Origin of the sequence: Dyadobacter sp. BE31 (assembly GCF_031457695.1) — a bacterium.
Taxonomy (GTDB): domain Bacteria; phylum Bacteroidota; class Bacteroidia; order Cytophagales; family Spirosomataceae; genus Dyadobacter.
The window spans coordinates 680580-702142 of the sequence record NZ_JAVDXA010000001.1; the positions used below are offsets into that span (position 1 = coordinate 680580).

A 21563-nucleotide genomic window follows, 5' to 3' on the forward strand; every position below is an offset into this window, starting at 1 on the left:
TGTCCGACAACATCAGACTTTCCATTCTTTTCGCATCGGCCTGCCCAGCAGTTGACTGGCTTTTTTATCCCCTTCAAAATCTTCCTTCACCGGATCCCATTTCAGCGAACGCCCCAAACCGTACGCGATATTCCCGATGTTGCAGACAGATGCCGTGCGATGGCCGGTCTCGACATCGCAGATAGGCGGCTTTCTCGTCCGGATCGCATCCAGGAAGTCTTTATAATGATTGGTACTGACGTAAACGCCAGCCTCGCCCGCATTGAAAACCTTGTCTTTCAACAGTTCCGGCGTAGTTCTCAACTCGCCACGTGCTACGAATACTTCGCCGTCAGTGCCCACGAAATGGCAATACTGCTTGCCTTCCATGGGACGGTGAACGACTTCGACACCATTGGCATATTTGTAAATCAAACCTTTGCCTGGTTCGGAATATACCAGCTCAGTAGGGCCGCCGGCGTCCATATTCAGCCCCCATTGCGCAATATCGAACATATGTGCGCCCCAGTCGGTCATACCGCCACCGCCAAACTCCACATAATCGCGCCATTTTGGCCAGAATTTCGCATCCATTGCCGGCGCGAGCTCATTGTTGTAAGGCCTTTCGATGGTGTTAGGGCCCATCCATAGATCCCAATCGAGGCCTTCCGGTTTGGTTTCGCTTTGCAAATCCCAGACTTTCGGCGGGCCGCCTACATTGACATACACCTTCTTAATGGTTCCAATGGCACCGCTGCGCACCAGCTGCACAGCTTTTGTAAATTCCGGAGCCGAACGTTGCATACTGCCCGTCTGGAAAACCCGGTTGTGCTTTCTGGTCGCATTCACCATCGCCCGCCCTTCCTTCACGGTTAGTGAAAGCGGCTTTTCGCAATAAATATCCTTACCCGCCTCGGCCGCACGTACGGCCATGGCGGCATGCCAATGGTCCGGCGCAGCGATCACCACGGCATCAATATCCTTTCGCGAAAGCAATTCCCGGAAGTCCTTTATACCAGCCGCAGCCTTGTAAGTGCCCTGCCCAAGCTTTTCGGAATACCATTTATTGGCAGCATTCACAAAAGCGTCCTGCTTGACCACATATACATCCGAAGCAGCGATAATGCGTGTTTCCTGAGTATCGAGGAAGCGGTTTCGCAGGCCTCCGCTCTGGCGCCCGCAACCGATGAAACCCAAGGCGATCATATCGCTGGGCGCCTGATACCCACGCCCGAGCACATGCCGGGGCACGATCATAAAAGAAGAGACAACAGCACCTGCTTTCAGGAAATCGCGGCGGTTCAGACGCTTAGCATTCATATTTTTTCAGGAATTTATACTAATTGAATTTAAATTAAAGACCGGAGTCAGTGATTCTACTGGATATTGGAGTCTTATATTCGGTTACATTCAACTTCCTAAACCACAGCCGTTATGATCCGACTACTACTGGCATTTGCCCTGGCGATCGCGTGGTCCGGGGCCGCCCGGCCTGCCAGCGCGCAAATCACACCGCGAAACATTCTCGCACAGAAGTACACGCAGAATGCATTTAAAGAAGCCCTCATACCGCTCGACAAATGGGCCCCTTATCCCAGAACCCCGGAAGAATGGCGCAGTAAAACCGACCCGGCCGAGCTCGCGAAGATTATCAAAGCTGGTGAAGAGGCATTAGAAAAGCCTATCCCAATGGTTACGGCAAGCCTTCTGCTCGATTTCACCCGCAGCGGCGACCGTGAGCGACATGCAACAGCGTCGTTCGGGCGAAGAAGCCAGTTGATGAACCTTGTCCTTGCCGAAGCAGCGGAAGGCAAAGACCGATTCATGGAAGCTGTCCTCAACTCGGTATGGGCTATTTGTGAAGAAACTTACTGGGGCGTACCCGCGCATTTGAGCGTGCAAAAGGCCAAAAACGGCTTGCCCGATGTCCAAGATCCAACCGTCGACCTCTTCGGCGCCGAAACCGCGGGAGTACTCGCGCTTACCGATTATTTCCTGGGAACAAAGCTGGATAAAATATCGCCGTTGATCCGTCCCCGCATTTACTTTGAAACCAACAAAAAGATATTCGAGCCGCTAAAAGATGCCAAACGGTACGGCTGGCTGAGCACCACAAACCCTGTTAATAACTGGAACCCCTGGATCGTATCAAACCTGCTTATTGCCGATCTCTTGCTCGAAAAAGATACCCAGAAGCGTGGAGATAATGCCTATCAGTATATGGTGTTCCTCGACCGGTATTTCAATAGCCTGGGCGACGACGGTGGCTGCGACGAAGGCCCGAGCTACTGGTTCGCTGCGGGTGCGAGCGCCTATGACGCGCTCGCGATCCTCGAAAGCGCCACCGCCGGGAGCGTTAATATTTATGACAATGATCTGATCCGTAAAATGGCCGCCTATGTTTATAAAGTACACATTGCGAACGACTATTTTGTCAACTTCGCCGATGCGGACCCCAAACTAAAACCGGATGGATTAATGCTTTACCGCTTCGGCAAGGCAGTTAAGGACCCGGAACTGGTTGCGCTTGGTGAATGGGCCTACGGCCAGTTTGGTGCGGTAACCGGCGGCAATGGCTACCAGCGCCCCAGAAAGGTTTGGAACCTGCTCACAACCTCCGAGTTGAAGCCAGATCCATCCAAAACCTACACGCAAGTAGCGCAATCGTGGCTTTCGGATATTGAAGTACTCACCGCCCGTTCCGACAATGGCTTGTACCTGGCAACCCACGCCGGCCACAATGCCGAAAGCCACAACCATAATGACGTGGGCGATTTCATTGTATATGCAGACGGCGAACCGGTGATAGTCGATGCCGGCCGCGGCAACTATACGGCGCGGACGTTTTCTTCGAAACGATATGAGCTTTGGTTTACACAATCGAAGTACCACAACCTCCCGATAATCAACGGACTCGGGCAACCGGCCGGGAAGCAGTTCAATGCGAGGAATGTTAAGAGTAATGTTTCTGAAAAAGAAGTTTCGCTCTCCATGGACATCGCGCCGGCATATCCGCAGGAAGCCGGCATTCAAAACTGGAACCGGCTGGTAAAGCTCAATCGCAGTAAAAATATCGTAGAGGTCTCCGACGACTACATCCTGAAACAGAAGCCCGACTCATTGCAGCAAATATTCATGACCGTCTGTAAAGTCGATACCAGCGTACCAGGCAAAATTATCCTGACGACTTCTGGTAAAAAAACGGTCTCGCTCTCTTATGACCCAAAGAGCTGGACAGTTTCAACGGAACTGCCGTCTACCGAGGGCATGGAATACAACAGTTTCAAAACCAAATGGGACGGCGCTCCGGTTACCCGCATTATCCTCACCAGTAAGGCATTGAAAGCCAAAGGCAAACACAGTTTTGTTATCACCAAATCCTGATTATTCCTCATGAACTTATCCCGCAGAGATTTCCTCATTAACAGCGCCCTCGCAGGCAGCATTATACCTACTTTGGCCCAGGAGACATTCGCAAGGCCCGCGAACAGGGTCGCAGATGATTTGAAGGTCAATATTTTCTCCAAACACCTGCAATTCCTGAACTACCAGGACATGGCCGAAGTGGCCAAAGAGCTCGGTTTCGACGGTATCGACCTCACGGTGCGTCCCAAAGGCCACGTTTTGCCCGAAAAAGTCGAAACGGACCTTCCATTAGCCGTGGAAGCGATGAAAAAAGTGGGATTAGCACCACAAATGTTCTGCACAGCGGTTGAAGACGCCACAAACCCGGTTGACAAAAAACTGCTCGAAACAGCAGCCAAGTTGGGTTTCAAATATTACCGCATGAACTGGTACCGCTACAATGAGCAAAAAGCGATTCCCGAACAGCTCAATGAGTTCAGCTCCAAAATGGCTGGATTAAGTCAGCTGAATGACAAACTGGGCATTCATGGCTGCTATCAGAACCATTCGGGGCGGATGGTGGGTGCTTCGATGTTCGAAATCTGGCAGATTTTGCAAAAAGCGAATCCAAAAACAATGGGCGCGCAATACGATATCCGCCACGCCACTGTCGAAGGTGGTCTTTCGTGGCAAACCGGTTTCAACCTGATCCGCCCTCATATCAAGACGATCGTGATCAAAGATTTTTATTGGGACAAAAACAGCAGCGGTAAATGGGCGGTGAAAAGCGTGCCGCTGGGCGAAGGAATGGTGGATTTTAAAACCTATTTCAAACTGCTCAAAGACTTGAAAGTGGATGTACCGATCTGCCTGCACCTGGAATATCCGCTGGGCGGTGCCGATCAGGGCGCATTTCAGATTACTGTGGATAAAAGAGTGGTTTTCGATGCGATGAAACGTGATTTGCAGAAGCTGAAAGAACTCTGGGCAGCCGCATAACAATCGTGCATCCATGAAGCTAACGCCCATCCTCTTATCGGCCTCCTTTGCCGCTTTATGCGGTTTTGTGATCAGCACGCATTCTGCCGACCAGAACTGGCCGGAATACAACGGGGACGGCGCGCGCAGCCATTATTCCGCCCTGAATCAGATTACCAAGGATAATGTAGCCCAGCTCAAAGTCGCGTGGACGTACGCGTCGGGGGGCGCGGATACGACGCGTAACCGCACGCAAATGCAATGCAACCCGATCGTAATCGACGGCATTTTGTACGGCGTATCGGCAGGGACGCAGGCATTTGCATTGAATGCCGCGACGGGGCAACGAATCTGGCAAACCCATATCACCGATAACGGTGGTACCACCAGCCGCGGGGTCACCTATTGGTCGGACGGCAGGGAGAAGCGTATATTTTTCGGAGCAGGAAAGTGGATTTATGCATTGAATGCGGCCGATGGCTCACTAATACCAGCCTTTGGTGAAAACGGCCGCATCAACCTTAAAACCGGCATAGAACGGCCCGGCGCGGACGATTACGTCACACCCAACACGCCGAATACCATTTACAAAAACCTGCTGATTACCGGCGCACGCGTCAATGAAAACGAAACTGCCTTGCTCGGGGACGTGCGCGCGTATGACGTGCGCACGGGCAAGCTGGTTTGGACGTTTCGCACTATTCCCGCCAAAGGGGAGTTCGGAGCCGAAACGTGGCCCGTAAACGCGCGTGAGCGTTTCGGCGGCGCCAATGCATGGGCTGGCATGGCCGTCGATCGCCGCCGCGGGATCGTTTACATCCCGACAGGCTCGGCCGCCTATGATTTTTACGGCGGTAACCGGCCGGGTAACAACCTTTTTGCCAATTGCCTCATTGCCCTCGACGCCGCGACCGGCAAGCGCCTTTGGCATTACCAGCTCGTGCATCACGACATTTGGGACCGCGATCCTCCCTGCCCTCCGAACCTGGTGACCGTCACGCACAAGGGCAAGCACATGGATGCGATCGTGCAGGTGACCAAGCAAGGTTATGTCTTCGTTCTCGACCGGATCACCGGAAAGCCGCTGTTCCCGATCAAGGAAACGACATTTAATTTCCCGGGCGTTGATGGTGAAAAAGTCAGCGCCACGCAGCCTATTCCCACATTGCCGGTCCCATTTACGCGACAGACATTTAATGCAAGTGACTTCAATGCATTCGTTGCCGACCGGGATTCGCTTGTCGATTTGCTTTCCAAAGCCAAAACCGGCAGCGCCTACATTCCTATTACTTCCAGCATGACGATATTCTACCCCGGTACCGACGGCGGCGCACAATGGGGCGGCGCAGCAACGGATCCAAGTGGCGTTATGTATGTTCCTGCCAAGGAAATACCTGTTTATACTTCACTCGTAAAAAAAGAAGTCCCCCAAAACGCGGCGAGCGTAACCGGCGCGCAATTGTACCAAATGAACTGTGCGGCCTGCCACGGCGCTGACAAAATGGGCAACCACGACGGCTCCTATCCCTCGCTCGCCAACCTCGAAAAGAGGTTAAAACCGGCGCAAATCGAGGCTATACTGCAAAATGGCCGCGGCATGATGCCTTCATTTACGCACATTTCGGAGGCGGAACGAAAGTCGATCATCGCTTACCTCAGTAATCAGGACAGCAAGGGAAGCATTAAAGTCGATTCTAAAACACAAGTTCCCTACCAGCACACCGGCTATAACCGCTGGTACGACCGAAACGGCTATCCGGTAAGTCGGCCGCCATGGGGCACCCTGACGGCCATTGACCTTAACACCGGACAACGAAAATGGCAGGTACCGCTGGGAGAATATCGGGAACTCACTGCCAAAGGCATCCCACCTACCGGCACCGACAACTACGGTGGCCCGCTGGTAACGGCCAGTGGTTTGCTATTCATTGCAGGGAGCCGCGACGAACAATTCCGGGCATTCGATAAGGAAACGGGTAAGATTTTATGGCAAGCCCCGTTGCCGGCAGCCGGCTATGCCTCGGCAAGTACCTATTCAGTGAATGGCCGGCAATATGTCGTCATAGCTTGCGGCGGCGGGAAGTTGAATACGAAGTCTGGGGATAAATATGTGGCTTTTGCTTTGCCATAAAAGTATTCAGTGTAAGAAAATGCCGTTAGGCATGCAACGTAGGTAGCAAAAACACGGCGGCAACGTTCGGTAAATGCCCTTGGGCATGTAACAACAGCGCATTGATTGCCTCGGTTGTTATATCCCTGACGGATTTGGCATGATATACTATTTGATATTGCTACCAATATTGCATCGCTACGCGATTTCCGGATAATCTCGATTTTCTTTTCCTAGGTTGTCATGGCAAAACACCTTGATACTAGTCGAATATAATGTTTAATGAGTCAAATCTCCTATCAATCCTAAACATCCTGCAATGGTTCCTTGCTCAGTTTTCGAGGAAGGCTACCTTTGTGACAAAGCAAAATCTAAAACTATGCCTTCAAAAATTCTCAATGTCGGTTTAATCGGTTTCGGTTTGTCGGGGCGGTATTTTCACTCGCCGTTCCTGAGTACCAATCCGAATTTCAAGATCAAAACGGTGGTCGAAAGGTCCAAAAACGAGGCGCAGGAATTTGACCCTACCATTGGCAATGCGCGGTCGGTGGAAGAGCTGCTCAGCGACGAGGAAATCGACCTGGTTTTCATATGCACGCCTAACGACACGCATTTCGAGTACGCAATGGATGCGCTTCAAAACGGGAAACACGTCGTGATCGAAAAGCCGTTTTCAGCGACCGAAGAAGAGGCCCGCGAGCTAGTGAAAGTAGCCAAAGAAAAAGGCCTGATACTGACCGCCTACCAAAACCGCCGCTGGGATTCGGACTTCCTGACGATTCAGAAATTGCTTGCCGAAGGAAAACTGGGCGATGTTATCGAATACGAATGCCGCTACGACCGCTACCGCGAAGCTGTGGCCGGCTCATGGAAAGAACGTGCAGTACCCGTGGGCGGTAATGTGTACAACCTCGGCCCGCATTTGATCGACCAGGCATTGGTACTCTTCGGTGAACCGCAAACCGTCACAGCCGACATCCGCATCGTCCGTCCGAACAGCGAGATCGACGATTATTTTGATATTCGCCTGGGTTATGCCGACAAGTCGGTGATCGTAAAATCGAGCCTGATGGTGTATGAAAACCATTTGCGTTACGTATTGCACGGCACCAAGGGCTCATTCATCAAAGGTGGCCTGGATCCGCAGGAAGAGACATTACGCAAAAATGTGTTGCCTACCGAACAACCCTGGGGTGTGGAACCCGAAGACCGCTGGGGCAAGCTGTACAGCGCTGCATTTACCGGAGTTGTGAAAAGCGAAGCAGGCGATTATATGCCGTTCTACCAGAATGTGTATGATGCGATCGTTAATGGTGCCGAACTGGCGGTGAAACCGGAAGAGGTCCTGCGCACCTGCCGGGTGATAGACCTCGCATTCCAGAGCAGCAACGAAAAGAAAGTATTGGCTTACTAAACGGCCATCGTAAAATAGTAAAAGGCAGTCCGGAATATCCAGACTGCCTTTTTTCATACCCGCAAGGGGCTTATATTATTTGATAACTGCTGTTACCTGGCGTTTTGTTTCAGTCGAGATCGCGAATGGCTTTGTAGAGATTTCGCTGCCATTGTTGATAATGAAGCTGTAATTGCCGTCTGCCAGGTTCGACAGGTCGAAGATCTTAGTGTAGTTTTCAGACTTAGGGATCGATGTGCTGTAAACGATTGTTCCTGTGTAGTCTTTGATAACCAGTGAAGATCTTTCTTTTACGTTTTCAAGAGACAATTTGAATTTCAATTCTGCACCTGAAACGAGCTCGATAGAAGCGTTGTTCTCTTTTACTTTATCAGCAGCGATTGAAAGATTTGCAGTTGATACTCCCACCAATACTGCGATTGCCAAGATAGTCTTTTTCATTTTATTCTTAATGTTTAATGTCTGATTCAATGTTACCAATTTGTACTTTTCAGGCATTTCCCTGATCAAGTTCTCTGAGCAGCTTTACGTTTCCGCTTTTTGCTCTTTGGACATTACAAAGGTACCCAACGTTGTGTTTAAAAGTCAATAAGAACGATTTAGACTGGGCAAAGTTCCTTTTTCATTGATGTATAAATATTGGAATAATCATATGTTTATAGGAAAAGTACAGCAAGTCGTTTGAAATTTGCCAGTTCTATTAGAATAGTACAAATTATATATTGTTGTACTATTTTTATATATTTAAATAGTATACTTAGTTAGTGGGTTTTGCTACGAAGGCACGAAGAGGCACCGCAGCGGCGGACCGCGAATACTCTGACTTCGTGTATCTTCGCGGTCCGCCGCTGCGGTGTCTTCGTGGCTAAAAAAACTTATTACCCTTTAAAGTATTTCCAAAGTCCAGCCGTCTGCCAATCTATAATAGCTTAAAAGTCCGTTTGTCGCAGAAAAAGCCAAATATCATCCAAACCGTCACATCCTATGGTAAGCAATTGCTCGGGTTCATCCGGCAGCGCGTGAATACCGATGAGGATGCGGAGGATATTTTGCAGGACGTTTGGTACCAGCTGAGTACAGTGCCGGAGATTGAGGCGATCGAGCAGATGAGCAGCTGGCTTTACCGCGTGGCCCGCAACAGGATCATCGATAAATACCGCAAGCAAAAGCCCGAATCGCTGGAAGATTTCGGGTACGAAGACGAGGATGGCGAGTTTCATTTCAAAGACATCCTGCTAGCCGACGACAATACACCCGAAACCGCCTATTTGAAAGATCTCTTCTGGGAGCAATTGAACATTGCCCTGGACGAGCTGCCTGAGAACCAGCGCCAGGTGTTCATCTGGAATGAGCTTGAAGACCAGACATTCCAGGAGATATCCGACCGTACCGGAGAAAATATCAAAACCTTAATATCCCGTAAGCGCTATGCGGTCCGTCACCTTCGTGAACGGCTCGAAAGCGTGTACCGGGAGTTTGTAAATTATTAAATTTGTTGACCATGATGAACCCGCAAAACAGAGGTAGGAGATTTCGGCTTGCGCTACCGGTTTTTATCCTGATCGCAGCCCTCGGACTCGGAGCAATTGTACAATGGCTTTGGAACGCCATTCTGCCTGCTGCCGCGAACTTTAACACGATCAACTACTGGCAGGCAGTAGGTTTGTTTGTTTTGTGCAAAATACTTTTCGGCGGCTTTCGCGGCGGGCCGGGTCAACACCGGCATCATCATAAATGGCAAAAGTTCAACCGGCGCTTTGGTCGTGGGGGGCGCGAGGAAATGCTGGCGTGGAAAAATAAATGGATGCAAATGACCGACGAGGAGCGTCGGCGCTTCCGCCAGGAAATGCGAAACCGGTGGAGAAAGCCCCCTGAGAATATGTAACTTATACCCAACCCGGCCCGACAGCCGGGTTTATTTTTTTGCATTGAGTTAAAGTATTTTTTCGAACTGCACGTCTGCATGATTGTAGGTGCAAACGATGCGCCAACATTCATCAAAACCAGAAAAGATCATGTTCATCGTCATTCTAAAATCAATAGGGGCCGCGGTACTGGCAGGTTTGTTCCTGTTTGCACTCCCATTCCTGATATTCAAAGCCATATTCTTCTTCCTTTTCCTCGGACTGATTTTCAGGCTATTTACAGGCAGGAGGCGCTACCGCAGGTGGCGACATTATCATTCGGGCTTCTACGGCTATCCTAATGCCGATTTCGGAGGTCCTCAGCGCGAATACCTGGCCGACCCGTTTGGCCCGGCGCCCCAAAAAGTTTAAACAATTCATTCAACAAACAATCAAATACCATGTGTGATAACAGATTCGGACGTCGTGGCTTTGGAATGCGCCACGACCATTATGGCAGGCATTTCGGCCCGCAGCGCGAATTCCGCGTACCTGTGAACATCGTCAGAAACGACGACAGCTACGAAATGCTCATTTTCGCCCCCGACCGCAACAAGGAAGATTTCAAAATCAACGTACAGGGATTGGAACTGACCATTTCCTATGAACTGAAAGATAATCTGAGCGAGAAGCGCAACTGGATCAGGCAGGAGTTCAGCAAGAGTTCTTTTCAGCGGACATTCATGATCGACAGCACCGTCGATACGGAAAATATCAGCGCTCAATATAACAACGGCATCCTGCAACTGACGCTACCGATCGTGCCCGGCTCGGAGAAGCCTGCGCAGGAGATTAATGTTAGCTAAGTAATTAAAAACCTTCATCAACTAAGAAAGCCCCCGCATATCCGCAGGGGCTTTTCTGATTACAAACGCTTAACAAATACTGGTTTTAACTAACCAAAATCATTTATACGCAGGGTCCTGTGTGAGCGTAGCTACTCCCGCCTTGTACGACCGGTCGATCGCTTCCTGTGGAATCGGGAAAAACTCATTTTTACCTTTGGTAAATACTGCACCCTTTTTGTAAACTCTTTTATTGGCTTCTACGGCCACGTAGGCATTCAATACCTCAGCCGCAATTCCCCAGCGCGTCAAATCGAAGAAGCGGTGTCCCTCCATCGCAAATTCGAGGCGGGTTTCGAAACGGACTGCTTTACGGGCAACGGCAGCGTCGGTCCAGGCCTGGTCGTAAGTCTTGATCACGTAGTTTGCAGCCGGCTCATTTAGCACAGAGTAATCATCCCTCGACTTTGGCCCCTGAACCGCTTTTTTCACAAAACCAGCCGGATTGGCCGCGCGTGTACGGATCTGGTTTACCAGCTTCCGTGCATTTTCGAGGTTACCCAACTCTACCTCGCACTCAGCAAGCCAGAGCAGGATCATGCCGTAACGCATAATGCGGTAGTTGTTGCTCGAAAGGTTACCCCAGCCGTTGATACCGAAGCCCGCTTTCTCGGAAATGTGCTTTTTAGGAGAATAAGGGCCTGCATAAGTCTGGTCGCGGATAAAGTCACTGCCGTGGATCTTGAAATCCTTGAAAAGAATACCGCGGCGGCCGACTGTCTGATCCAACCGGGGATCCAGTGTTCCGGTATAAGGTTCAAATGGATCGGTGTATTTCAAACCCTGGTCGTTTTTCACGTCACTGTCATTGAAATTATCCAGCATCGGCAAGCCGGCGGCAGTGGTTTTAAATGCATTCACGAGGTTTTGTGAAGGCTGATAAAATCCGCAGCAGCCCCATGGATCAATGTAAGGGTGAGCCAAACCTACGCCCGCATCAGCCGCGTCACCCGACGCACTGGAAACCGCATACTGGATTTCGAAGATCGATTCGACGTTGTTACGAGTCGCGATCAGGAAGTTATCCTCGAATTTCGGGGCCAGCGAAAATTTGCCCGACGCAATAATTTGTTCCAGGATAGGCTTCGCTTTTTGCAAAACAGCCACATTAGCCGCACCGGTAGAGATATTCCAGCCCTGGTACATGTAAGCCTTGGCCAGGAAAGCCAGCGCTGCCCATTTGGTCGGGCGGCCAACTTGCGACTGTGCTTCGGGAAGTCCTTCGGATGCCGCTTTAAAATCGGCTTCGATCATCGGCCATACATCCTTATCGTTTGGGATTTTGGTACTTTCCAGATCGTCGAGTTTATAAATCGTCTCGTCGATATAAGGGATCGTTTTCCACATTTTCTTGGCTTCAAAGTGGAACAATCCGCGCAGGAAACGTGCTTCGGCGATGATCTGCTTTCTGCGTGAGTCACTTACCTCTTTCACCTCTGCCAGTGTGTTGATTACGTCGTTGGTGCGGGCAATGCCTTTATACAATCCACGCCATTTGTTTTTAATGTGGTTGTTGGTAGGCTGAAAGTCCCATTTTTCAATAAACGATTCCTCCGGCTGGTCACCGGCATCGGTACCTTTGTAAGAATCGTCAGAAGCAATCCCGCCGAAAACCCAGCTCTGAATGTCGTTGTTCCACGGATCCTGTCCGTCGAGGCCCTGCCCGTCGATCATCGCATAGGCGCCCACGAGCAAGCCTTCCACACCCGAAGGCGTTTTGAGCGCCGTCGGACTGTATTGTCCTTGCGGATCGCGGCTCAGGAATGAGTCTTTACAAGCCGAGACAATCCCGATTGCCAGACCCACCGATAGCATGTATTTTACAAGTCTTGAATTCATATATATCGAATTTTTAAGATCAGAAGAAAAACCGGTTATCAGAATGACACGTTAAGGCCGAGCAGGAACGTCCGCGACACAGGCATGTAGCCGCCATCAAAACCAAGGGTGCGGTCTTCACCTGTCTGAATTTCTGGGTTCAGACCGGTATATTTACTAACCGTGAACATGTTCTGTCCCTGCACGTAGATCTGCGCATTACTGAAACCAATCTTTGCAGCAAGCGGTTTGGGCAACGTGTAGGTGAGCTGCACGTTTTTCAGACGGAAATAAGTGCCTTTTTCGACAAAATAGCTGGACGGGCGGCTGCTGATCTGGTCATCCGCATCCATAATAGGTACAGTGCCTTGTTTGTGATCCGGCTGCCATGCATCGTACAATGCACGTTTCGCACGGTTACCCTGGAACGTGTTGAAATCAGTGAAGTAGCGCAGGTAGCTGAAAATTTCGTTACCTACCACACCATTACCGAAAACAGTCAGGTCAAAGGCTTTATAGCCGATATTCACGTTTACACCATAAACAAAATCGGGGTGCGGGTTACCGATAACGGTCCGGTCGTCGTCAGTGATCTTACCGTCGTTGTTAATATCCGCAATTTTGAATTTACCTGCTTTATTGTAAGAACCATAAGGCGCCCAGGCTTTGGCTTCCTCGTCAGACTGGAAGATGCCCAGCACTTTATAACCGTAGTAAGACGAGATCGGCAATCCGGCCTGTGTGAGCGTCACCGCCGGCACGCGGGAGCCAGCACCGAAGTATTTGGTATTCTCGCTTTCATCGAGTTTATCTACCGTGTTGCGGTACATCGAGTAGTTGAACGACGCTCCGTAGCGCAAATCGCCTTTCATCGCGGTATTACGGTAGGATAGCCCCAAGTCAATACCCTTGTTTGTCATCTGGCCTACGTTGAATGAAGGCGCGTTCGCGTCACCGGCAGTAAATGTGATCGGCGTCGAGAAGAGCATGTCGGTCGTCTTTCTATTCCAGAAATCCAATTCGAGGGTCAACGCATCGTTCAGGAATGTCGCATCGAGACCAATATTGTTGGAAGTTGTCGTCTCCCATTTCGCATTCGGGTTACCGAAAGAGGAGGCGTCATAACCGATGGTTGGCTGACTTCCCGAACCGTCGATAGGATAACCTGCGTGGAAAATATCTGCCCGGTAGGTGGTGTAGGCATTGTAGTCCCCGATTTTCTGGTTACCCGTTTTACCCCAACCGTAGCGAAGTTTCATGTCGTTGATGAAGCTCACCGATTTCATGAAGCCTTCATCCGATAACCGCCATCCCAAGCTGAATGCAGGAAACACCGCACTTCTGGAAGCCTGCTGGAAACGGGAAGAAGCATCGTTACGCAAAATGAACTGGAACAGGTATTTGTCCGCAAATGCGTAGTTGACTTTTCCGAATTGCGAGTAAAGGCTATAATCCCTGTTTACACCACCGTAGTTGGTTGCCTTTGTAGCATCACCGAGGTTGAGGTAATTGATAATCGAAGGAATTTCAAATGCATAACCCGAACGGGAGGCACCGAATTCTTCGGCAAATTCACGAATTGCTTCAATACCTACGTAAGCATCTACCTTGTGATTGGTGCCGAAATTGCGGGAGTAACTCAATGTATTCGTCCAAACCCATTGGTACGAATAATAATCGGTTGAGGTCGATCCGTTGTTGAAGCTACCTTCCACATATTCAGGGTTAGCGCGACCGATGTAGCGACCTCTCTGGCTTACTCCGTCGATACCCAGACTTGTTTTCACAGTCAGGTTAGGAATGATATCAAACTCGCCATAAACATTACCAAATGCGCGCAAACGGTAAGTGCGGTTGTCTTTTTCACGATACAGCGTCGCATATGGGTTCGAGTTGTTACCCAGGTTAGCACCGCGCGAACCGGCGAAGTTGCCTTTGATGTCATAAATAGGGAGCAACGGGTGGTGCTTGTAGCTACCCGATACCGCATTTTGTTCCTGGTTGTTACCAAAACCTCCTTTTCTGTTATCGAAGGATACCGCCAGGTTCTCTCCTACGCGGAAACGCTTGTTGGCAGTCGAGAATTCGGTGTTCGCCCGGACTGTGTAGCGATCGTAACCGATGAATTTCACGACACCATCCTGGCTAAAATAGCCCACTGACAGTGCATACCGGCTGTTTTCGGTACCACCGGTTGCGGACAACTGATAATTTTGAATGGGTGCTGAGGCGGTCAATTCTTTCCACCAATTGGTATCTGCCGCTTTGGTGATGGCATAAATGTTACCTGGCACGAGCGAGTATTTCGCAGGATCTACCTCCGGCGTGCCCTCTTTGCCTTTACTTGGAAATACATAATCCGGTACAGTAACCTCACCGTTCGGGCCAAAGGTATACTGGCCATGGGAAGGCGTTTTGCCCGCGTATTTGTCGGCCAGATACAGGTACTGACCCAGCTCTTTGGCATTCAACGCTTCTACATCCTTATAAGCTTTTTGCGTTCCGTAGTAAGCATTAAAGGAAATAACCGGCTTGCCGATTTTGCCGCGTTTTGTCGTGATGATCACCACCCCGTTGGCCGCGCGTGAACCATAAATGGAAGCAGAAGACGCATCTTTCAGGATCTGGATCGTCTCAATGTCGTTGGGGTTAAGGTTACCCTGGTTTTCAGTTGGCACGCCATCGATAATGAAGAGCGGATCATTGTTACCAATTGTACCGAACCCCCGTATACGTACGGTCGCGTTCCCACCCGGCGTTGCGTCGTTCACGATGTTCAAACCCGACGCGCGGCCTTGTAATTGCTGCGCGAATGTGGTTGCCGGAACAGACTGCAAATCCTTCGCATTGACGGTCGTTACCGACCCGGTAATATCCCGACGTGACTGCGAGCCGTAACCCGTCACAATCACTTCTTCCAAAGCACTTACGTCACTGGTCATCGATACATCGATAACCGTCCGATTGCCTATCGCCACCTCCTTGGCCGTGTAGCCGATAAATGAAAAAACGAGGACCTGAGCGCTGGAAGGTACTTTAATGGAGTACTTACCGTCCGCGTCAGTGGTAACGCCAATGGTTGTCGAACCTTTTAGTGTGACAGAAGCTCCCGGCAGACTTGAACCGGACTGCTCATCCATAACCTTGCCGGTGATGGTGATATCCTGTGAAAAAGCTGTTAGGGAGATTAGAAAGAGAAGCACGCAAAAAACCAGCCTGCTTCCCAGGTGAAGGTAGTTTTGTTTCATCGTATTTAGTCAGGTTAATATAATTATGCTACTCAAAAATATTCATTTAGAATCATTAAATAATCTAATATCTACAAAATATATTCAATCAAATATTAAATTGTACTATTTCATTTACATAAGTAAATCAGAATTGATCTTTTCCAAGATTTAACACTCGAATATCATTGATTTTAATCCAATTTTAATGTCAAAATAAATAAGTGTCAACCGTACAAATAACACAAAATCAACGATTTATAGTAAAATATTGGTTACAAAACCGCGATTTAAGGAAGAACTGAAAAAGATAAAATATCTAGAAATGAATCACCGGCCATTTCCGGCACCTAGCTTTGATTATTTTATATAATTAACTTTAATATTCATATTTCAGATTATCCAAAATTAACCTCAAATGGGAAAATTTATATTTCAATAAAAAAGCCGCTGTGATAGTCACAGCGGCAAAATACCATAATACCCACGGCAGGGGATACTGATGTGAATAGACCTATTTCAACTCTCTTTTGTTTCCTTTTGAATCGGTAACGGTTGCAGTTGAAACGTAATCGGGCAGAAACAATGCTCGGCTCGATTGCGAGAGGAACGAAGACCCGTAACCCGGCTCCTCCCGCCTCGATTTTCCGTTTTTCAAATGCAGCAGTACGGATGTCTCGCCAATCGCCAGGCCGATTTTCCGGGTAGGCTTGGCCGCACGATGAAACCGCAGCAAGTCGCGATTCTGAGAGGTCACCGAAAGCCAGCTGCCATCAGAAGAAGCAACACGCACGAGTGCTTTCATATTCCCACCCGCCATATAACCGCTCTCCGAAATGCTAAGCGGGCGAAAACCACCCTTACCGTCACCTTTGAGCACAAGCCCGTACATCGCATCGTACCGCCCTACCGACACTTCGGAACCGTAATCGTTTCCCGAGAGCATCAAGTCGAGGTTACCATCCTGATCAAAATCTTCCGCTATCATTCCAAAAAGTGGGGCAAACTGCGCCTGAACAGGCAGCTCCCGCAAAGCAAATTTTCCGCCGCCCTGGTTCTCGATATAGCTGCTTTTCATCCAGGTAGCCGTCAGATGCAATGCATCTTTCAACTCTTCGGGTTTCAGAATATCCGGCAAACCCGATTCTGCAAACTTACCATACTCCTGAAAGCGCTGGCGCACCTGGATCACCTGCTTGCCCATATCGTCGCGTGTGTTGTAAGGAAACTCCTTATAAGTATCGTCCTGCGCCTTGTAGAACACAGTCGGTATTGCATCGAAATAGCCGTCGTTGTTGAAATCCTTCGCGTACACGCTCACGGGACGGCTCTCCGAAGCCCTGCTAAGGGTATTCGTACCCAGGTTCCCGCCGATGTAATCCATGTCGCCATCGTTATCAAAGTCACCCGCTACGAGGCTACCCCACCACCCTTTTTGAGTTTCCAGCCCGGTGGTAACCTTCTTAAATTTGCCTTTTTCGTTTTTGAGGAAAGTCAAAGGCATCCATTCTCCTGCCAGCAGCAGGTCGGCCCAGCCATCGTTGTCATAGTCAGTCCAAAGGGCATCGCAAACCAGCCCAATGCCCGCCAGCTCGGGCGCCACCGCTGCCGTGACATTTGAAAACCGCACCGTAGTGCCATAGGAATCGTTCCGCAGAATATAACTTGAAACCGGCTTCGGATATTTCCCGGCCTCTACCCTTCCACCAATAAACAAATCCAGATCGCCATCACGGTCAAAATCAACAGCTTTCACGCATGAACCATTCACCAGAAATGCGGGCAATGCGGCGGTATCGCGCGTAAAATGGCCTTTCCCGTCGTTGAGATACAATGCGTTTTTCAATGCATCCGAACCTTCCTGAATCTCATAACTGCCGCTCACGATATACAAATCCAGATCCTGGTCCCGGTCGGCATCAAATAGCAATACACCCATGTCCTCTGATGTTTTCTCAAAACCTTCCGGTCCGGGAAGCAAATCCGCCACCGTAAATTTACCATCAGGTTTTTGGAGTAAAAAACGCCCTTTGTGCAGGTATGCCCCACCTACGAATACGTCTTCTAACCCATCGCCATTCACATCGCCAACCGCAAGTGCAGGCCCGAATTGTGACATTTTATGTGGCAGCAGTTTTTGAACATTGAAATCAATGATATCCGTTTCCTCATGGCGATAAGGCACGTTAAGGTCAGTGGTAATATCCGAAAACAGCGGCGAAACAGTCCTTTCCGCAGGCGTCGGGGCCGCCGTCGCATCTTTCTCCCGCACGACTAACACCTGGTTAGCTTTGATGTTTTTCAGCACCTGGCTTTTTCCACCTGGCCAGGTGATTTTCACTTCCTGCAAAGCTTTCTCTTTTCCTAACCCGAAATGCAAAACCGGCTCCACAGTCGACAAATAGCCGCGATAAGGCGAGTTTTCAGCTATCTGTTTTTTCCCACTTCCGTAACTAATTTCGGCAATGGCTCCGATCCCGGCACCATTGTAACGATCCCCCTTAAACGCAATGCGCAAATAATTGCTTTCCTCCGGTTTCAACTGTACACTATTGTTGCGATAAACCATCGCCGAGTCGTTGATATTATTGACGATGTAGTCGAGGTCCCCATCGTTGTCAAGGTCAGCATAGGCTGCCCCGCTTGAAAATCCGGGTGTCTCGATCCCCCAGTCGCTGGTCACGTCGTCGAAGCCGAGATTGCCTTTGTTTTTGAATGCAAAATTCTTGATCCTGACGCTGGGAATATAGTCGAGCATCATCATCGGGGCCATAATGCTCGATACTTCGTTGCGGTACGCAATAAAATCGAGATCCGTAATGTCCTTAGGAAAGCCATTTGTAATAATAATGTCACGGAGACCGTCATTATCAAAATCTGTGACCATCGGCGTCCAGCTCCAATCCGTCTCGGCAACACCGCTAAGCAGCCCTATTTCACTAAAAACCGGAGACTTACCATTACCCGAGGCGCTTCCCATATTGAGCTGCAATGTATTTCTGGCTACCTGATACTGGTAACCAAACAAGTCGTTGTTCTGGTAGGTAACATAGCTATTCGCGGGCGTCATCATCTTTTTGCGGCGATTGGTAGCCGGCATCATATCCACGGCCACCACATCCACGAGGCCATCGTTATTAATATCGGCCACGTCGTTGCCCATCGCCGAATGCGAGGTATGCTTGAAATAATTTGCGGCCTGGTCAGTAAAAGTACCATTGCCATTATTGATGTAGAGGAGGTCGTTCGTGAGGTAATCATTCGTAATGTACACGTCCTTCCAACCGTCCTGGTTTACGTCCGTCACATTGATACCCAGGCTATAACCTTCGATCAGAATACCGGCCTCCTTGGATACGTTGGTAAAAACAGGATGATTCAATTTGGCGTCCCAGTCGTTACGATACAACCTGTCGGTACGGCGCGACGAGCCGTCGACTACCTTTTTATGGTATTTATTGGGAAAGTTGTTATCGTCCATTTCATTGACGATCAGGAACAAATCCAGGTCACCATCATTGTCATAATCGAAAAACGCCGCATTGGTCGTATGCGTCGTATCTGCGATCCCGTATTCTTTACCCATTTCCTTAAAAACCGGCACTTTATCTTTCCCCAAGCCTTGGTTTACGTACAGTAAGTTCTCGCGCTGCTGCGCTACCTCGCGCACAGATGCACACACGTAGATATCCAGTAAGTTATCATTGTTGATATCCACCAAAGCCACGCCCGTCGACCATTTGTTTTGCGGCGCTACGCCTGCCTTTTCGGTAACATCCTCGAATTTGAAGTCGCCCTTGTTCAGATACAACTTGTTAGGGGTGGTATTACCGGTAAAATATACGTCGGGCAGGCTGTCGTTGTTGAAGTCACCCAATGCCACTCCCCCTCCATTGTAAACGTATTCGAACGCCAGAATATTCATCGTATCGTTTTCGGCAATACGGTTCGAAAACCGGATGCCTGTCTCATCAGCAGGCAGTTCGGTAAACGTTTTGAGTTCTTTTTTACAGGATACAAGCAGGACAGAGCCCACCAAAACAGGGAGTAAGCGCTTAAAAAGCATTTGCCAGGTGCGATAATAAAGTGACAGAATCAGGATATTCCGAAATTAACAAAAGGAGATGGTAAATACATACCATCTCCTATAAATTAGTCAGGTTTGAAATGCTTAGAAACCAGGGTTCTGTTTCAGAACATCAGCGCCCTGAAGGTCGATTTGGCTCTGTGGTATCGGCAACAATTCATATTTAGCTGCAAACTTAGCGCTACCCAAGGCACCCGTAAGTTGCTTCGATTCGAAAGTCAGGTATGCATTGAGTTCCTTTTCGGCAACACCCCAGCGCACAAGGTCGAAGAAGCGGTGACCTTCCAGGTTCAGTTCCAGCTTTCTTTCAAAACGAACGGCGGTACGAGCGGCCTCCTTGTCGGTCCATGCAGTTTTGTAAGTTCCGATCACATACTTCGCTGCCGGAGCACCTGCTTTTTTCACAAAGCCATCGGGGTTGGCGGCACGGGTACGTACCATATTCACGTATTCACGAGCCTTTTCAAGCGTACCAGCTTCCACTTCTGCCTCTGCGGCCATCAGCAGCACGTCGGCAAAGCGGATTACAGTGTAGTTGATCGCTGTGTAACCTGGTGTCCAGGAACTATTATCCTGCAACGAACCTACATCGGTTTTGTAATAAGCATACTTTTTAGGGCTGTACGGGCCGCCATTGGCTTGGTTACGGATCCAGTCGGCACCTGGGTGGTCAATCCAGTCAAGGAATGGAATGCCGCGGCGACCTACTGAGTGGTCGAGTCGAGGATCGAGGTTACCAGCGTCAGGGGTGAATTTATCCTTGGAAAGCAAACCCATATCCGATACCACCGCATTTTTATCCGAATTGTACGAACCGTCAAGTAATGGCAAGCCATTCGCATCGGTACGGTGAGAGTTCACCATTTCGAAGCTCGGCTGGAAGAAACCGCAGCAGTTACCAGGGCCATTAGCACCAGTGTTATAAGGCCAGTTAAGGTCAAATTCAGGGTTCGCGTTGTTCACACTACCCGTGTTGGCCGCTGCCTGCACCGCAAAAACGGACTCTGAGTTGTTGTCGTTCGAAGCGCGGAATACATCGGCATATTTAGGTACCAAAGCGTATTTCTTGCCGTTGGTAGTCTGGCCGTTTGCGATAATCTGGTCGAAAAGCGTTTTGGCTTCGGGGAATTTCTTCTGGTACAGATATGCTTTGGCGAGGTAAGAAGCCGCGGCCCATTTGTTAGCACGTCCTACTGCATCCTGTGTTACCGGTAGGTTGTCAAATGCAAATTTGAAATCCGCCTCGATCTTAGGCCAAAGGTCCGCATCGTTTTTCACCTTTTCGATCCCGGTTCCATAGTCAACCGATTCGTCCACATAAGGAGTATTGCCAAATGCCTTTTTCAGTTCGAAATAATAATGTCCGCGCAGGAAGCGGGCCTCTGCACTAATGCGCGTCTTGGTAGCATCGGTGACATCGGCATCAGCCTTGGCTACGAGGCGCAGCACGGCATTCGCACGTGAAATGCCTTCATAATTGCCCTGCCATTTTTCAGAGATAACCCCTTGTGTACTCAGGTATTCATAGCGCTGGATCGGGTTGATGTCGCTGTAATCGCCAGGGTCGGTACCTTTGTTGGCATCGCCTCCTCGGATACTTCCCCAAACCCAGTTGCTCGGGCTGGCCATCCTGCCACCCGCACCCTTACCGTTAATCTGGCCATAGACCGAGATCAGCGCTCCTTCAAGCCCTTTTGTAGACGTGAGAAGGACTTCACTTACCGCGCCCGTGGCCGGCTTTTCCAGAAAACTCTCTTTGCAGGAGAAAAACACCGTCATAACGCCGGCGATAATCACCATACTATTTGTTAATATCTTTTTCATCGATTCAGAATATTAATGATTCATTCAATGTA

The 21563-nt window shown here is 49.5% G+C and carries 14 protein-coding genes; 8 read left to right on the forward strand and 6 right to left on the reverse strand.

Features of this window, described 5'->3' with window-relative positions:
- Positions 1-12: 12 nt before the first annotated feature.
- Positions 13-1299: a Gfo/Idh/MocA family oxidoreductase gene (locus J2Y43_RS02950; protein ID WP_309981335.1), complete on the reverse strand. Its 1287-nt coding sequence runs from the start codon at positions 1297-1299 to the stop codon at positions 13-15.
- A 114-nt stretch (positions 1300-1413) separates the two neighbouring features.
- Here J2Y43_RS02950 and J2Y43_RS02955 point away from each other — a divergent pair, with 114 nt between their 5' ends.
- The 4 genes from J2Y43_RS02955 to J2Y43_RS02970 all read left to right on the forward strand — a co-directional run bounded on the left by J2Y43_RS02955 (position 1414) and on the right by J2Y43_RS02970 (position 7826).
- On the forward strand, positions 1414-3363 hold the full coding sequence (locus tag J2Y43_RS02955) for a heparinase II/III family protein (RefSeq protein WP_309981334.1): 1950 nt from the start codon (positions 1414-1416) through the stop codon (positions 3361-3363).
- Positions 3364-3372: 9 nt separating this feature from the next.
- Positions 3373-4323: a TIM barrel protein gene (locus J2Y43_RS02960; RefSeq protein ID WP_309981333.1), complete on the forward strand. Its 951-nt coding sequence runs from the start codon at positions 3373-3375 to the stop codon at positions 4321-4323.
- Positions 4324-4336: 13 nt separating this feature from the next.
- Positions 4337-6433, forward strand: a complete 2097-nt coding sequence (locus J2Y43_RS02965; RefSeq protein WP_309981332.1) for a PQQ-binding-like beta-propeller repeat protein — start codon at positions 4337-4339, stop codon at positions 6431-6433.
- 358 nt (positions 6434-6791) lie between these two features.
- On the forward strand, positions 6792-7826 hold the full coding sequence (locus tag J2Y43_RS02970) for a Gfo/Idh/MocA family oxidoreductase (protein WP_309981331.1): 1035 nt from the start codon (positions 6792-6794) through the stop codon (positions 7824-7826).
- A 75-nt stretch (positions 7827-7901) separates the two neighbouring features.
- On the opposite strand, the gene J2Y43_RS02975 is transcribed toward J2Y43_RS02970, so the two are convergent.
- Positions 7902-8267 (reverse strand): hypothetical protein, encoded by a 366-nt coding sequence (locus J2Y43_RS02975; RefSeq protein WP_188933824.1) that lies wholly within the window; start codon positions 8265-8267, stop codon positions 7902-7904.
- A gap of 500 nt (positions 8268-8767) precedes the next feature.
- Here J2Y43_RS02975 and J2Y43_RS02980 point away from each other — a divergent pair, with 500 nt between their 5' ends.
- The 4 genes from J2Y43_RS02980 (at position 8768) to J2Y43_RS02995 (ending at position 10536) form a co-directional block, all read left to right on the forward strand.
- On the forward strand, positions 8768-9316 hold the full coding sequence (locus J2Y43_RS02980; protein ID WP_223401244.1) for an RNA polymerase sigma factor: 549 nt from the start codon (positions 8768-8770) through the stop codon (positions 9314-9316).
- A gap of 11 nt (positions 9317-9327) precedes the next feature.
- Positions 9328-9711, forward strand: coding sequence for a hypothetical protein (locus J2Y43_RS02985; RefSeq protein ID WP_309981330.1), 384 nt, complete (start codon positions 9328-9330; stop codon positions 9709-9711).
- Positions 9712-9841: 130 nt separating this feature from the next.
- Positions 9842-10102: a hypothetical protein gene (locus tag J2Y43_RS02990; RefSeq protein ID WP_309981329.1), complete on the forward strand. Its 261-nt coding sequence runs from the start codon at positions 9842-9844 to the stop codon at positions 10100-10102.
- A 29-nt stretch (positions 10103-10131) separates the two neighbouring features.
- On the forward strand, positions 10132-10536 hold the full coding sequence (locus tag J2Y43_RS02995) for an Hsp20/alpha crystallin family protein (RefSeq protein ID WP_309981328.1): 405 nt from the start codon (positions 10132-10134) through the stop codon (positions 10534-10536).
- A 99-nt stretch (positions 10537-10635) separates the two neighbouring features.
- Here the strand turns inward: J2Y43_RS02995 and J2Y43_RS03000 are convergent, their stop codons facing one another.
- The 4 genes from J2Y43_RS03000 to J2Y43_RS03015 all read right to left on the reverse strand — a co-directional run bounded on the left by J2Y43_RS03000 (position 10636) and on the right by J2Y43_RS03015 (position 21531).
- The gene (locus tag J2Y43_RS03000; protein WP_309981327.1) at positions 10636-12414 is read right to left on the reverse strand and encodes a RagB/SusD family nutrient uptake outer membrane protein; all 1779 of its coding nucleotides are present in this window, start codon (positions 12412-12414) and stop codon (positions 10636-10638) included.
- A 38-nt stretch (positions 12415-12452) separates the two neighbouring features.
- Positions 12453-15641: a TonB-dependent receptor gene (locus J2Y43_RS03005; RefSeq protein WP_309981326.1), complete on the reverse strand. Its 3189-nt coding sequence runs from the start codon at positions 15639-15641 to the stop codon at positions 12453-12455.
- Positions 15642-16134: 493 nt separating this feature from the next.
- Positions 16135-19686, reverse strand: a complete 3552-nt coding sequence (locus J2Y43_RS03010; RefSeq protein WP_309981325.1) for a VCBS repeat-containing protein — start codon at positions 19684-19686, stop codon at positions 16135-16137.
- 105 nt (positions 19687-19791) lie between these two features.
- Positions 19792-21531 carry a RagB/SusD family nutrient uptake outer membrane protein gene (locus J2Y43_RS03015; protein ID WP_309981324.1) on the reverse strand — a complete coding sequence of 580 codons (1740 nt, stop codon included), beginning with the start codon at positions 21529-21531 and terminating at the stop codon, positions 19792-19794.
- Positions 21532-21563 lie beyond the last annotated feature (32 nt).